At 37.0% G+C, this 15,125-nt stretch carries 15 protein-coding genes, 2 tRNA genes and 1 rRNA gene; 5 read left to right on the top strand and 13 right to left on the bottom strand.

Annotated elements, in window-relative coordinates:
- Positions 1-159 precede the first annotated feature (159 nt).
- Positions 160-381 carry a tyrosine-type recombinase/integrase gene (locus NC799_RS17270; protein ID WP_334313871.1) on the top strand — a complete coding sequence of 74 codons (222 nt, stop codon included), beginning with the start codon at positions 160-162 and terminating at the stop codon, positions 379-381.
- A 239-nt stretch (positions 382-620) separates the two neighbouring features.
- Here the strand turns inward: NC799_RS17270 and NC799_RS17265 are convergent, their stop codons facing one another.
- The gene (locus NC799_RS17265; protein ID WP_272447673.1) at positions 621-1,697 is read right to left on the bottom strand and encodes a hypothetical protein; all 1,077 of its coding nucleotides are present in this window, start codon (positions 1,695-1,697) and stop codon (positions 621-623) included.
- 1 nt (position 1,698) lies between these two features.
- The gene (locus NC799_RS17260; RefSeq protein WP_272447672.1) at positions 1,699-2,241 is read right to left on the bottom strand and encodes a DUF6932 family protein; all 543 of its coding nucleotides are present in this window, start codon (positions 2,239-2,241) and stop codon (positions 1,699-1,701) included.
- Positions 2,242-2,457: 216 nt separating this feature from the next.
- Between NC799_RS17260 and NC799_RS17255 the strand changes: the two genes are divergently transcribed.
- A complete protein-coding gene (locus NC799_RS17255; protein WP_272447674.1) occupies positions 2,458-3,663 on the top strand; it encodes a site-specific integrase in 1,206 nt (401 codons plus the stop codon).
- A gap of 82 nt (positions 3,664-3,745) precedes the next feature.
- On the opposite strand, the gene groL is transcribed toward NC799_RS17255, so the two are convergent.
- On the bottom strand, positions 3,746-5,377 hold the full coding sequence (groL, locus tag NC799_RS17250) for a chaperonin GroEL (RefSeq protein WP_272447671.1): 1,632 nt from the start codon (positions 5,375-5,377) through the stop codon (positions 3,746-3,748).
- Between the two features lie 72 nt (positions 5,378-5,449).
- On the bottom strand, positions 5,450-5,734 hold the full coding sequence (gene groES / locus NC799_RS17245) for a co-chaperone GroES (RefSeq protein WP_272447670.1): 285 nt from the start codon (positions 5,732-5,734) through the stop codon (positions 5,450-5,452).
- A gap of 335 nt (positions 5,735-6,069) precedes the next feature.
- Here groES and NC799_RS17240 point away from each other — a divergent pair, with 335 nt between their 5' ends.
- Positions 6,070-6,792, top strand: a complete 723-nt coding sequence (locus NC799_RS17240; protein ID WP_272447669.1) for a CPBP family intramembrane glutamic endopeptidase — start codon at positions 6,070-6,072, stop codon at positions 6,790-6,792.
- Between the two features lie 7 nt (positions 6,793-6,799).
- Positions 6,800-7,003, top strand: coding sequence for a DUF4305 domain-containing protein (locus tag NC799_RS17235; protein WP_272447668.1), 204 nt, complete (start codon positions 6,800-6,802; stop codon positions 7,001-7,003).
- A gap of 220 nt (positions 7,004-7,223) precedes the next feature.
- On the opposite strand, the gene NC799_RS17230 is transcribed toward NC799_RS17235, so the two are convergent.
- The gene (locus NC799_RS17230) at positions 7,224-7,868 is read right to left on the bottom strand and encodes a redox-sensing transcriptional repressor Rex (protein ID WP_417006703.1); all 645 of its coding nucleotides are present in this window, start codon (positions 7,866-7,868) and stop codon (positions 7,224-7,226) included.
- Between the two features lie 290 nt (positions 7,869-8,158).
- Here NC799_RS17230 and NC799_RS17225 point away from each other — a divergent pair, with 290 nt between their 5' ends.
- Positions 8,159-10,090, top strand: a complete 1,932-nt coding sequence (locus tag NC799_RS17225; protein ID WP_272447666.1) for an ABC-F family ATP-binding cassette domain-containing protein — start codon at positions 8,159-8,161, stop codon at positions 10,088-10,090.
- Between the two features lie 786 nt (positions 10,091-10,876).
- On the opposite strand, the gene tsaD is transcribed toward NC799_RS17225, so the two are convergent.
- The 8 genes from tsaD to rrf all read right to left on the bottom strand — a co-directional run bounded on the left by tsaD (position 10,877) and on the right by rrf (position 15,115).
- Positions 10,877-11,920 carry a tRNA (adenosine(37)-N6)-threonylcarbamoyltransferase complex transferase subunit TsaD gene (gene tsaD / locus NC799_RS17220; protein ID WP_272447665.1) on the bottom strand — a complete coding sequence of 348 codons (1,044 nt, stop codon included), beginning with the start codon at positions 11,918-11,920 and terminating at the stop codon, positions 10,877-10,879.
- The gene (gene rimI / locus NC799_RS17215) at positions 11,917-12,363 is read right to left on the bottom strand and encodes a ribosomal protein S18-alanine N-acetyltransferase (protein WP_272447664.1); all 447 of its coding nucleotides are present in this window, start codon (positions 12,361-12,363) and stop codon (positions 11,917-11,919) included. The genes tsaD and rimI overlap by 4 nt, the downstream gene beginning before the upstream one ends.
- A complete protein-coding gene (tsaB, locus tag NC799_RS17210) occupies positions 12,356-13,063 on the bottom strand; it encodes a tRNA (adenosine(37)-N6)-threonylcarbamoyltransferase complex dimerization subunit type 1 TsaB (protein WP_272447663.1) in 708 nt (235 codons plus the stop codon). The genes rimI and tsaB overlap by 8 nt, the downstream gene beginning before the upstream one ends.
- Positions 13,060-13,515, bottom strand: coding sequence for a tRNA (adenosine(37)-N6)-threonylcarbamoyltransferase complex ATPase subunit type 1 TsaE (gene tsaE / locus NC799_RS17205; protein ID WP_272447662.1), 456 nt, complete (start codon positions 13,513-13,515; stop codon positions 13,060-13,062). Before tsaE ends, tsaB begins: the two co-directional genes overlap by 4 nt.
- Positions 13,516-13,524: 9 nt before the next feature.
- The gene (gene thiL, locus NC799_RS17200; protein ID WP_272447661.1) at positions 13,525-14,496 is read right to left on the bottom strand and encodes a thiamine-phosphate kinase; all 972 of its coding nucleotides are present in this window, start codon (positions 14,494-14,496) and stop codon (positions 13,525-13,527) included.
- Positions 14,497-14,739: 243 nt separating this feature from the next.
- A tRNA-Asp gene (locus tag NC799_RS17195) sits at positions 14,740-14,816 on the bottom strand.
- A 71-nt stretch (positions 14,817-14,887) separates the two neighbouring features.
- Positions 14,888-14,964: transfer RNA gene (locus tag NC799_RS17190), tRNA-Met, on the bottom strand.
- Positions 14,965-14,999: 35 nt separating this feature from the next.
- Positions 15,000-15,115, bottom strand: a 5S ribosomal RNA gene (gene rrf / locus NC799_RS17185).
- Positions 15,116-15,125 lie beyond the last annotated feature (10 nt).

Below are 15,125 nucleotides of genomic sequence, written 5' to 3'. Positions count from 1 at the left end.
TTCATGGTGAAAAACATACCATGGTTCAGGAATTTCTAATGCAGATTGAAATACGTTATATTTTTCTTGAAAATCTATCATAAGGCAATCGACTCCTAGGTAATTTGATATTATCTACCCAGTATGGTCAACCTTATGAAACATTAAACTCAACATTAAATAGCGAGGAAGCATTTTCATTTTAATTCAAAACTTACACCTCATAGTCTTCGTCATACTCACACTTCAATTCTTGCAGCAGCTGGGGTGCAACTTGAGAACATTAAGGAACGATTAGGTCATTTTGATGATGAAATGGTTAGGAAAATATACCTTCACGTTACAGATCCAGTAAAGAGAGAAACGTCTGACAAATTTGATGACTATATGGAAATCGCTTAGTATTCATCAAATTTTAGTATTTTTGTATCTTTACTTACGGTGGAAAATCATACTGTAAATAACCTCATTAATTGAAGAAGACCATTAAGACGTTTGCATATTAATATCTTAATGGTCTTCAAAATTATTCAATTGGAATTAGTATTACTAAAAATACACATTATGATAAAAACAGTAATATTGGTTACCAATGTGCACCTCAAACATGAAACTTTTAAAGCATTTTCGTGTTCCTTTTTTTAATCTTCAAATTCATCAAAATTAATTGAATCTAATTCGATATAAGTAGGTTGCTTGTTAGAGTTGTAATACAGGAAACCAGTAATAAAAATAAGCGTGTCGAAAACTTGTTCTTCATTGAAGTTAAATAGCTTTTTATTTGCTCTTAGTTCAATACTTTCGATCTTCTGAGATTCATGTTTAAAAGGTCTTGCTTCCAGTTGATAATAATCTTTATCAGCATCAACAGCATAAGATCTAATAAACGCACTTCCTTCTACAAATTCTTTATTATTAAAAAGAGCTTTTGCTCTTTCTTTAAGAATTTTCCTTGTGTCTTTATTAGTTTTTAACTCATAACCGGTAAACCTAACGTCTTGACCTTCAAACGAAATATTATCAATTAATGACCTTGAACTAGGTGCTAACTCTTGTGCATAATGTATGAGCTTTATGACATCATCTGGTCCAAAATCATTTGTCAATTCTTCAATAACTGATTCATCATTTGCGGAAGCCAAAGCTTTAAAAAGTACATTAATTCCCTGATGATTAACTTTATTCAATTTATAAATAAGATCAGACCTTTTATCTAAATCTTCATCGAATAATGTTTGCTGTTCAAATTTTGTAGCGTAAAATTCTTTTGGTAGTTTATTTTTCAGTCCTAATTTTAAACTTCCTTTGGCGGTGGCAGCCAATTCAAAAGAAGGAATTACATTAATATCTTTAAGATCATCTATTCTATTCTTAATTAGTTTAGTACTATGTCTAGCTGCAGTATTTAATTTTTGTAAGTAGGATCCTATAACATTAATTGGACCAGTCCCATCTTGGAAGCTTTCGCCTTCGATTCTAATCCAAACGTCAATATCATCGTCTATAGTATTTATTGTATAGTCACTTCCAGTTTCTGTTTTTAGAAGGAATTCCAAATGATTTTCAAGTTGTTTAACCATGTCTTTAGCAGAATGAAGATAAAAATTCAGAATATCGGGTTCATTTATATATTGACTTTTAATCCTATTAAGATTTTCTTTAGCCAATTTTAAATCCTCTATCGTACTAAAAATTTCTTGATTTACCTGAGAAACCATTTTATTCACCTCCTATATAATTTAGTATATCACTTTTTCCAACTTTTAATATTCCTTTTTGTTCGGGGATTTCTACCCACTCCGGGTCACGATTTGGGTCTTTTTGCCTTAGCTTCCCATTAAGACCTTTCTTAAAAATATTACTAGCTTGTTTTAACATAAAGTCCGAGTCAGCCACTATCATGTGAGCTCCGAACAAATCTCTTATGACACCTTGAGCTTGTAGATTTAAAAATAATTCTATACCAGAAATATCATGATTATCAATCGCAATTGATTTAGCATTTATAACGGTTTCTGCTGGTATTAATGCTGCAAAATCAACATCTCCAGGTTCTTTTCTTCCTGTTACAAAACTTCCATTAATAAGTACTACCTCAGGTTCAAGTTTTAACTCACATATCCTTTTTAGTAAAATTATAAACTTATCCCATCTGAATGTGCGCATTTCATTATTTAAAAATCTCTGTTCAATTTCTTTCATTGTGCATTCATGTTCTCCAGGAGGTAAGTGATAATCGTCAAAAAAATCAGGAATTTCCATTTTTTCACCTACTACATATTATTATCGGTATTTTTTACCATTATATATAACTTATATTAGTGTAAACCTTTTTTCTATATATTCGACAAAAAAAGACAACAAACTCCAATCTTGATGACTTTTCTTAATTTGATTGAATTAATTTTTACTTTCGCCTTGGAAATAATGTACTTTTAGCAACAAAATCTTATCTAGAAAGCGAGGTTATTCAATGAAATTAAAGGACACATCTTCAGAAGAGGATGCACCTGCAAGAGAAAGAAAAAGTGTATTTGCGGTGCGAAATGGGCTTTTGTCGTGGATATCGGGAAAGACCCTCTTACTGGAAAAAGGAAACAAAAGACAAAAAGTGGTTTTCCATCCCACGAAGAAGCGGAAGCCGCTGCGACCACTCTCATTTATGAGTTAAGTCAAGGAACATATGTGGAAGAAACGGACCAAACGTTCAATGACTTTTCAAAAGAATGGCTTACAATCTACAGTGAATCGAAAGAGGTAAAGCCTGGAACTATCAGAGTTCGTCTCCATGAAATCGGAAAATTGTTACCCTACTTCGCCCAATTAAAATTGAAAGACATCACAAGAAAAATGTACCAAGATGCTCTAAACGATTTAAAGGACCAAGGGTATTCCGATAGTACTAGAGACGGGATTAATCAGACGGGAAGAATGATTTTTCGAAAGGCACTGGAGCTGGAGGTAATTAAGAAGGATCCGACGGAATTTGCTTATGTAAAGAAGGATAAGAAAACGATTGAACAGTTGGAAGAGGAGGAAGTTCCTAAGTACTTGGAAAAGGAAGAGCTTGCCTTGTTCTTAGAAACAGCCAAGAATTATGGATTAGAACTTGATTACTTGGTGTTCCTTATCCTTTCCTACACAGGAATTCGTGTTGGAGAATTGGTCGCATTAAAGTGGAAGGACATTGACTTCCTGAACCACACCATCAGTATTACCAAAACGTATTATAATCCAAATAATAATACGAAGAACTATCAGTTAGTGACACCAAAAACGAAAAAATCACGACTAAAAATTGTGGTCGATGAAATGGTTATTAGTGCTTTGCAAGAACATAAAGAAGTGCAGAAGAAACTCATGGAGCAAGTTGGTGACGTTTATTACAACAAAGACTTTATTTTTGCCAAAATGGAAAGGCAACATGGTTATCCCATTGTTATCAAGACAGTTCAAAACCGAATGGCCCGGTTACTTGCCTTAGCCCAAGAACTCACACCACACAGCTTAAGGCATACGCACACCTCCCTGCTTGCCGAAGCGGGTGTTTCACTCGAACAAATCATGGATCGTCTTGGGCATACTGACGATCAAATTACGAAAAATGTTTATCTCCATGTTACGGAAGAAATGAAAAAAGAAGCCTCTCAAAAGTTCGCTGAACTCATGAGAAGCCTCCGTTAATATCTCCAATGTTAGCAAAATGTTAGCAAACCAATCTCACCTTACCAACAAATCCTTATATATCAAGGGTTGAGGGGGCAGGTTACATCATGCCGCCCATTCCGCCCATGCCGCCCATGTCTGGCATGCCGCCACCAGCGTCTTCTTCTGGAATGTCTGCAACTACTGCTTCAGTTGTTAAGAACATTGCTGCAACAGATGCTGCGTTTTGAAGAGCTGAACGAGTAACTTTTGTTGGGTCAACGATACCAGCTTCGATCATGTTTACCCATTCGCCTGAAGCAGCGTTGAAACCTACGCCAACTTCTTCGTTCTTTAGACGTTCTACAATGATAGAACCTTCTAATCCTGCGTTATGAGCGATTTGACGAACTGGAGCTTCTAGTGCACGAAGTACGATGTTTGCACCAGTAGCTTCATCACCTTCAAGATTTAACGCAGCGACTTTGTTATATACGTTAACTAGTGCCGTACCACCACCAGATACGATACCTTCTTGAACAGCTGCACGAGTTGAGTTTAATGCGTCTTCGATACGTAGCTTACGCTCTTTTAATTCTGTTTCAGTAGCAGCACCAACCTTGATTACTGCAACACCACCAGAAAGCTTAGCAAGACGTTCTTGTAGTTTTTCTTTATCGAAGTCAGAAGTAGTTTCTTCTGACTGTGTACGGATTTGTTGTACACGAGCAGAAATCTTTTCTGGGTCTCCGGCACCTTCAACGATTGTTGTATTTTCTTTTGTAACAACAACTTTAGTAGCGCGACCTAACTGCTCGATGCTTGCGCTCTTAAGCTCAAGGCCTAGATCTTCTGTAATTACTTCTGCACCAGTTAAAGTAGCAATATCTTCTAGCATCGCTTTACGACGGTCACCAAAGCCAGGAGCTTTAACAGCAACAGCGTTAAATGTACCGCGAAGTTTGTTTACAACTAGAGTAGCAAGAGCTTCACCTTCTACATCTTCAGCGATTAGTAGAAGTGGCTTACCTTGTTGTACAACTTGCTCTAGTACTGGTAGAATCTCTTGAATGTTATTGATCTTCTTATCAGTTACTAGAATGTATGGGTCTTCTAGTTCTGCTTCCATTTTATCTTGGTCTGTAACCATATATGGAGATGCATAACCACGGTCAAACTGCATACCTTCTACTACTTCTAGTTCAGTGTTGAATCCTTTAGATTCTTCAATAGTGATAACACCATCGTTACCTACACGTTCCATTGCTTCTGCAATCAATTGACCTACTTCATTATCACCAGATGAAATAGCTGCTACTTGAGCAATCGATTCTTTGCTTTCGATTGGTTTAGAGATTTGACGAAGTTCTTCTGTAGCTACTTTAACTGCTTGTTCGATACCACGACGAACACCAACAGGATTAGCACCTGAAGCTACGTTTTTCAAGCCTTCTTGAATCATTGCTTGAGCAAGAACTGTTGCAGTTGTTGTACCGTCCCCTGCAACATCATTTGTTTGAGATGCAACTTCGGCAACTAGCTTTGCACCCATATTTTCAAAATGGTCTTCTAATTCAATTTCTTTAGCGATTGTTACACCATCATTAGTGATTAGTGGTGAACCGTATTTCTTCTCAAGGACAACGTTACGACCTTTTGGTCCAAGTGTTACTTTTACCGCATTAGCTAGTGTGTCTACCCCTTTAAGCATTCTGCGGCGAGCATCTTCACTAAATTTAATTTCTTTAGCCATTGTAAAAGCCCTCCTCATAAACAAGAATTTATTATGTTATAAAATAAATGTTCTCCGCTATTAATTAACCGATTAACCAATAACAGCTAAAATGTCACTTTCACGAAGAATTAAGTATTCATTACCTTCGTATTTTACTTCTGTACCAGCAAATTTTGAATAGATAACAATGTTACCTTCAGCAACTTCAGGAGCAACTCTTTCCCCGTTCTCTGTTATACGTCCTGAACCAACTGCAACTACCCTACCTTCTTGTGGCTTTTCCTTTGCAGAATCCGGAAGTACGATACCGCTAGCCGTTTTTTCCTCTTGCTTTACTAGTTCGATAACTACGCGATCACCAAGTGGTTTAATCATGTGAAACCCTCCTTAATTTAAATCGAATGGTTTATATATTTTTTTATTAGCACTCAACTCTAAAGAGTGCTAACACAATTATTATAATAATTAATAGATAGTATTTTTGCAAGTATTCCCTATTATTTTTTTTCGACATTTTTCTCAAAAATTGCTTTGGCAATAATTTCAAGACAACATATCTAATTTGGACTAACTGTTTTAAAATTATTCTAAATGTGTGTTAAAATACGTACAATGTAATTGAATTGCTGAATGTATTTGATGGATTAGTATGAACACCCTTATTAATCCGATGAATACTTATGAAAATCTGATAAAGGGGTTGTTTTTCTTTGCCAAGAAAATATTGGTATATCATACTTATTTACATTGGTATGCAGTTTTCTAGTATTATTACCGTACCATTGCTAGACATAATAAAGATTGATCAAACAACACTTGTTGCTAGTTGGAGTGTTTTTAGCTTTGCTGTTGCCCTTATTATTATCCTCTACTTGTTAAGAGGGGAAATGAACCACGCATTAAATGAAGACCGTATAGAAGGAGCTGCGATTGGTTCCATTGTTACTTGGAGTATTATAGGTGTGGTTATGGCTTTCGTTGCACAATCGATTGCTGTGACACTGGAGACATATGTATTTGGTATTAAGCCTGGTTCAGAAAATACTATGAATATCATGAATATCGCGAGAGCAGTCCCCATCTTTATTATTGTTGTAACGATTATTGCACCAATACTTGAGGAGATAATTTTCCGTAAGATTATCTTCGGTTCCATTTATAAGCGAACAAATTTAATAATTGGAGCACTTGGTTCAGCCTTTATATTTGCCTTGGTCCATAATGACTTTGCACACATTCTGACCTATACAGCAATGGGTCTAGTCTTTGCCTACCTTTATGTTAAAACAAAGCGTATTATCGTACCCATTATCACCCATATGGCGATGAACAGCATTACTGTCTTGGCACAATACAATACCGACCCAGAAGAAATGGAAAAAATGCTAGATAAGGTTAACCAACTGCAGCAAATGATCTTTTTTGGAGGCTAATCATTAAATGAGACTATCACCACTTGCTATGGCTTCCTTCTATTTTTCTATGGGAGTATTCTTTATCTATATTGCCGTACAATCGGTAGAGGATAATTTATTTAATTTCATTACAATTACTCTCTGCGTATTTGCAACACTAGATTTTGTAGTATCCATTCGATTGGTAAATTTATATTTTAAAATTAAACGAGCAAAGAAAAATACTTAGGATTAAAATAGTAAAGGACAGATGCATCGATGGCATCTGTCTTTTTACGCTATATAAGACTGTTGTTGCTAGCATAGTTTTTATATAATGCTATGTTGATTTCCGCTCCAGTTAACTGTCGAAATTGACTGAACACCGTCTTTTCCTGACCGAATTAGGGCTGTATTCGGACTTGGTAAAGTGATATTTCCTTATCCAATCGGGAATACTATTAGCTCAACTATTCCTCGAGGGTTTCTAGTGGATAGTGTTTCATGAAATAAACGAGTGACTGTAATTCAACTGCAAGATCAATATGATGAACCCTGATTCCATCTGGTACGGTAATTCGGGCCGGTGTAAAGTTTAAAATACCAGTTACACCACAATTGACTAATCTATCTGCAATACTTTGGGCAACCGAAACAGGAACTGTCAGGATTGCAACTTGTACATCTTTTAGCTTATCTTCAAGTTCATCGATACTATAAATTGGAACATCATCAATGCTTCCGCCTATCTTATTTGGATCTGCGTCAAATGCCATTTGGATTTTCGTATTATTATTTTTTGTAAAATTATAATGTAAGAAGGCAGTACCTAAATTACCAACACCGATCAAAGCTATATTAGTTAATTCATCTTGATCAAGTGTTTTTCGGAAAAACCCCAAAAGATATTCAACATTATATCCGTATCCCTTTTTTCCCAAAGCACCAAAATAAGAAAAATCTCTTCTTATTGTCGCAGAATCCACCTTTACTGCATCACTTAATTCTTTCGACGACACACGTGACTTTCCTTGGATGTGGAGATTATTTAGAAATCGATAGTATAATGGTAATCGTTTAGCTGTTGCCTGAGGTATTTTATGCTGATCTGCCATGTTCATTTCCCCTTATTAGAGTAATATATATGTAACCTTAGGTAGGAAAGTAATAATCTTTTTCTCTATTCTACCTCATTTGGTTAAAAATAAGTACACCATATAGTGAAATTAATCACGAACTCAATAAGAAACACACATACAAATTAATAAGAGCTATTGGTGGCAGCAGAAAGCCAGTGGTTTCTTATCTCTCAAAATACGAAAACAGCATCTGTTAATTAGCTAAACTTGCTACTTGCTACATTAAATACTGGTGCGATACACTTAATGCACCGAGGTGAACTTATATGATTTTAATGCAAGTAAATAATTTAACGAAACAATATGGCGCAGAGCTTATTTTATCAAATATAAAAATAGAGGTACAATCGAATGAACGGATCGGCATTGTTGGTCGAAATGGTGCCGGCAAATCAACCTTGTTAAAAATTATTGCTGGTCAACTTTCCTATGATGAAGGAATGATTCATAGACCAAAAGATGTAACAATTGGTTACTTAGCCCAGGACACAGGATTGGAGTCTAACCAATCTATTTGGCAAGAAATGCTTGATGTGTTCCGTCATTTACTAGAACAGGAAAAAGAATTAAGAAACATGGAACAAATGATGGGTGACTCAAGTTTAATAGAAAACGAAAAAGCTTACCAACAGTTACTCTCTTCCTATGACCAAAAGCAACAAGAATTTAAAACACGTGGTGGTTATCAATATGAAGCAGACATTAAAGCTGTCTTAAATGGTTTGCACTTTGCTGATTACGACCTGGATACGTCAATCAATGAGCTTAGTGGTGGCCAAAAAACAAGACTTGCCTTAGGAAAGCTGCTTCTATCAAAACCAGATATCCTCATCTTGGACGAACCGACCAATCATCTCGACATTGAAACGTTATCTTGGCTTGAAAACTACTTGAATAATTATAAGGGTGCTGTCGTTATTGTTTCCCACGACAGATATTTTTTAGATAAAACGATAAATATTGTCTATGAGATCTCTCGAAATAGATCAACCAAATTTCACGGTAACTACAGTAAGTATCTTGAGCAAAAGGCAGCAAATTATGAGCGTGATGTTAAGCAGTACGAGAAGCAGAAAGCAGAAATTAAACGACTCGAAGACTTTGTCCAAAAAAATATCGTCCGGGCATCTACTACCAAACGTGCCCAAAGTAGACGGAAGCAGCTTGAGAAAATGGATATGATGGACCGGCCTGACGGGGATGAGGCATCTGCTAAATTCTCCTTCGACATTACCCGTCGAAGTGGAAATGACGTACTAAAAATAAAAGACCTTGCCTTTCAATATGATGACGGAGAAAGGCCTATCTTTGCAAACTTATCATTTAATGTTTCAAGACAAGACAGTATTGCCTTAGTTGGACCAAATGGTGTAGGCAAAACAACCTTATTGAAAACGATTATTGGTGATCTAAAAACAAGTGCTGGAACTATCCAATATGGAACAAACGTGCAAATTGGGTATTACGACCAGGAGCAGACACGAATCAATTCCAAAAAAAAGGTATTGAGCGAACTATGGGATGATTATCCAACAATGAATGAGAAGGATATTCGTACGGTGTTAGGTAACTTTTTATTCACAGGTGATGATGTGTTAAAACCTGTATCAGCTCTTAGTGGAGGGGAAAAGGCACGATTAGCCCTAGCCAAGTTAATGATGGAAAAAACAAATTTCCTTATTTTAGACGAACCTACCAACCATTTAGACCTCGACAGCAAAGAAGTTTTAGAGGCTGCGTTGATTGATTTTCCTGGCACTATTCTTTTTGTCTCCCATGACCGGTACTTTATAAATAAAATTGCATCACAAATTATTGAGATGCAGCCCGATTCTTCTAAAGTTTATCTCGGCGATTATGATTATTATGTGGAGAAAAAACAAGAGGAACAAGAGCTACGTGAATTAAACGAACAACAACATAAACAAGCGAGTCCTGTTGTATCAGATGCAAAGCTAACTTTTGAACAGGAAAAAGAATTGAAAAATGAACAGCGAAGAAAAGAACGACGAATTGCAGAGATTGAACAAGAAATTGAACAGCTAGAAGTAGCCGTTGAACAAAATGAAAAACAATTATGTGAGCCAGAAGTTTTCCAAGATCATGAAAAATCACTCGAATTAACCGAACAAAATGAAAAAAACAATCAGCTACTTGAAAGCCTAATGGAAGAATGGGAACAGCTTCATGATGATTAATAAACAAGCGGACCTTACGATATAAGGTTCGCTTGTTTTGTTATTTGGGTATGTAAAAACGACAGCTGTGGAATTTGTGGATGAATAGTGAATTAGTTGACTGCCATAGGCCGACTTATTTTGCATATTTGTCTAATTTGATAAAAAAATGTTATAAACAGTAGTTTTTAAATAGTTATCCCAACTACCCACAGCATTATCCACAATTAATACGTGATTATATCAGTTTTCAACAGCTTTATTCACACAATCCACAACATTTCACCCGTTTATCCACAAATTTTATCTACAGGACAAACATTGTTAGATCAGTTTTCCTTTTGTATTATCCACATATCCTAGCTTTACTTGTTGATAAATGTAATAATTTGTAGAAGGCTGTCTTTTTACTATGCTTTTTGGAACAAAAGCGCAAGCGCCTTGCCCACCCCTGAAAAGCGTAAGACAAGCCTCGTAATGGCGGTCTTTGCCATGTAGAGGCTTGTCTTACAACTCGAAGGGTAGGCGCTGAAGCTGGACGTGGCTGTCGCTGGATGTTATCCACGCTTGGACTTTTTTATACTTTCTTTTCCTTCAAGAAAAAGTGCTTTTTCGTTTTGCTAAAGTCTATCATTTTTAAATAGAAAACGCTTAGATCATAGATGATCTAAGCGTTTAAAAGGTTATGATTCCATTTGTCCACAACAATAAATCCGTTGATTATATGTTGATAAACCATGTCCAGATATAACTTTAGAGTTTTCCACAAAAGATGTCCACATTAAAGAACAAGTGGTTTCGTTTTTGTTAATTGCAGCTATCTCTTTTGTTTCTTAGCGAATAACGTTCCAGGCTAAGGCTAGGGTTTGCATTTAAATCCCAATCTGCCCGGTGTCCTAGATGATAGGCTATACTGCCAGCTGCAGCAATCATTGCTGCATTATCTGTGCATAAGTGGAGTGGTGGTATTAATAATTCCATGTTTTCTTGAGCAAATATTCGGTTAAGCTCTGCCCTTAAGCCTTTATTTGCTGCTACACCACCAGCAACAATTACTTGTTTAACGCCATATTGTTTGGCAGCCTTATGTGTTTTTGTGGATAACACCTCGACAACACTTGCTTGAAAGCTTGCAGCGACATCTTCACGCTTAATTTCTTCGCCACGTTGTTCTGCGTTATGGAGCTTGTTGATAACTGCTGACTTTAATCCACTGAAGCTAAAGTCATAGGACCCTTCTTCTAACCATGCGCGGGGAAAATGAAGCGTGTCGTCCCCTTCACTAGCTAACTGATCAATTAACGGGCCACCTGGATAAGGAAGCGCAAGTGTTCTAGCGACCTTGTCATATGCTTCACCAGCTGCATCGTCCCTTGTTTCTCCAATAATCTCAAATACCCCATGTTCTTTCATTAAAATTAGTTCGGTATGCCCACCGGAAACAACTAGTGCGAGTAACGGAAATTCAAATTCTTTCGTTAAACGGTTGGCGTAAATATGTCCGGCAATATGATGGACACCCAATAGTGGTTTTTGTTTTGCAAAGGCAAGTGCTTTGGCAGCATTCACCCCCACTAATAGCGCACCTACTAATCCTGGTCCTTCTGTTACAGCAATGGCATCCATTTCATCGATCGTTAATTGCGCTTTCTTTAACGTTTCTGCTAAAACGATTGTCATCTGCTCGACGTGATGCCTTGAAGCAATCTCTGGGACTACCCCACCGAATCGTTTATGACTCTCAATTTGAGATGCCACAACATTTGCCACGATTTCTGTTCCATTTTTGACAACCGCACAAGCTGTTTCATCACAACTAGTTTCTATAGCTAATATGTATTGATCACTCATAAATTCACCCACATTACTAAAGCATCTTCGTTGTTATCTGTATAATAATTCTTTCTAATGCCACCTGGTTGTAAGCCAAATCGTCGATAAAGTTTTTGCGCTACCATGTTTGAAACCCTTACTTCCAAGGAAAGTTTACTTGCCCCTAGCGCTATTGCTTGATTGATTACATATTGAAAGAGTGCGACCCCATACTTTCTTCCTCGATAGGCTGGTAATAGAGCAATGTTAGTAATTTGTGCTTCATCAATAACTAACCACATTCCACAGTAGCCAAATATTCGTTCGTTGTTCTCGATTACAAAATACAGTGCATACGGATTCTCAGTAAGTTCGCGTTGAAACACTTCCTCTGTCCATGGTAATCCAAATGAAGATTGTTCTATTTCAAGCACTTGATTTATGTCTGATAGTTGCATTTGACGAATAATGATCTTACCCATTATTTTCTTTCTCCTGCTGTTTCAACCAATTCGCTTCTGCTTCAGCTAAACGGAGGTAATTAGGAATTAAAGCATGAACAGAATCATGCTGTTTCTCCATACCTGCAAATGCAAGCAAGCTAGGTCGAGGAACATGGTACACATCATCAGGAATGATTGCTAAATCACCCATACTTTTTTCAATTATAGCTTTGTGCAACTCGATGTCCTGACTTAAGAAGACGGTTGGTTTACCTTCTTCCTTCAAACGGATTAACCATTCCTCAAATAAAACATTTTCTTCATCCCAAATCGGTTTGAGTTCATTGATAGAATCACCTTGATATAAGCCCGTATAGACTAAGCCACGCCTTGCATCGAAAAAAGAACATATTTGTTGGTTGAACAGAATACCGTGCAAGGCAACAACTTCTAGGCTAGATATACCGACAACTGGTATACCTAAAGTCCAAGCCATTGTTTTTGCTGTTGAAAGACCAATTCTAACTCCGGTATACGAGCCCGGGCCTTTGGCAACGACTATTTTATCTAAGTCTTTTGGATGCAGTTCAACATCTGACATAAGTTGATTAATTGCTGGCATAAGGCGAACGGAATGATTTTTTTTCACATCTGTTATATACTCACCTGCTAATCGACCAGCCTTAAGCACAGCAACACCCATCGTTTGATTTGACGTATCTATTGCTAAAATATTCATCGAGCTAACTCCTTACAAATCTCTTCAAAGGCTTCACCCTTTGGATAAAACGTAATAATTCTTGTGTGTTCATCTTTGACTTTCATTTCAACATCTAATCGTTCCTTTGGTAAGTACATTTCAATAAAGGATGCCCACTCTACCACTGAGATACCTGACCCATTGAAATACTCATCAAAGCCAATATCCTCTTCACTGCCTTCTAAGCGGTACACATCCATATGATAAAGAGGCAGTTCCCCAATGTATTCTTTTACAATTGTGAACGTAGGACTATTAATGGTTCTCGTAACACCTAAACCTGCTCCAATTCCTTTTGTAAAAGTTGTTTTACCAGCACCTAGTCCACCTTCTAATGTAACTACATCACCAGGCCGTAGTAATGTGGCTAACTTTCCTGCTAAACGAATTGTTTCTGCTTCGGTCATTGTTTCAAATACATATTTGTTCATTTGCTTCACCTATTTCAAATGTGTATAACCAGATTTCCTTAATAATTTGGTTTGTCCGTCTTTCGCCAAAAAAACCTTACCCTTATGATCATGTCCAGTCACTCTTCCTATTGCTGTAACTGGTACATTTTGCTTTGCAGCTATTTCAATTAGCTTTTGCCACTCTAACTCGGAAACTGTGCCTATTAGTTCAAAATCTTCTCCACCAGAAAGTACCCAGGACTCCTGTTGCTCCCGACTAAAGTCTAACAATGATTTATCGATAGGTAGTTGTTCATAGTCTATCTTCATTGTAACATGCGATGCTTCTGCAATTTCATTTGCTTCACTAGCAATTCCATCACTAACATCATTTAAACACACTCGTTGCAATGAATGCAGCCCACTTGCAAACTGAACTCTCGGAAATGGCATTCGATGGCGATTAATCAAATACTGATAAGTTAATCTATCTCGTTGATCAAAGTTAGATAATAAATAAAACCCCGCTGCAGAATCACCAAGGGAGCCCGTTACGAAAACAACATCGCCTTCTTTGGCATCACTACGATATCTAGCCTTATTTCGGTCTACAAACCCGATAATGGTAACAGAAATAACTAGTTCTTTCCCTGATACAGTATCCCCACCAATTAAATCCATCTGAAATTGACGAGCGATTGCAGTCATTCCTAGATAAATTTCCTCTAACTCGCTTTCAGCCCATGATGGAGGAATAACAATTGATATTAGATAGAAAGCAGGTTTACAACCCATTGCAGCCATATCACTAATATTAGCAGCTAATGCTCGATAGCCAATATGATACGGTTCCATTGTCTTCCTAGAGAAATGAACATTTTCAACTAATGTATCTACTGCAGTAACCGTGTCTTGATAGGATTGCCTAAAAACAGCAGCATCATCACCGATTCCTTTTATTAAATTGGATTGTTTATAGCTCTTTGGTTGAATCCTTTTTATGAAATCAAACTCATCCATCTAAAAACCCCATTGCTCTATGTAATAATACCATCATAGCAAAAAGCATATTAAAATGAAAAAATTAACGAAATATCATATGTGTTTTTGTTTGTTATTTTGTTTTTTAGCTACTCAGGCTTCATTCATTTGCTTTGACTCTACGACTATAGGAGTAGTGTGAAACATAAAGCCATGGTTATTTCTTATCTATAAAAAAACCTTAGGATTATCTCCTAAGGTTTTATGTATGAGTAATTGAAATGGCGGTCCGGACGGGACTCGAACCCGCGACCTCCTGCGTGACAGGCAGGCATTCTAACCAACTGAACTACCGGACCACAGATTTTTTTGCAACAGCAAAAAATATCTTACCTTATAATTATCGCTCATTACTAAAGTAAGAATCGTTTGGTTGCGGGGGCAAGATTTGAACTTGCGACCTTCGGGTTATGAGCCCGACGAGCTACCAGACTGCTCCACCCCGCGATAATGTTAAAAATGTATTTCTTATATAAATAACAGCCTGGCGACGTCCTACTCTCACAGGGACAAAGTCCCAACTACCATCGGCGCAAAAGAGCTTAACTACTGTGTTCGGCATGGGAACAGGTGTGACCTCTTTGCTATAGCCACCAGACATATTATTT

The sequence above is a fragment of the Aquibacillus salsiterrae genome (genome assembly GCF_028416595.1).
GTDB lineage: Bacteria > Bacillota > Bacilli > Bacillales > Amphibacillaceae > Aquibacillus_A > Aquibacillus_A salsiterrae.
This window is presented reverse-complemented; position numbering and strand designations above follow the sequence as displayed.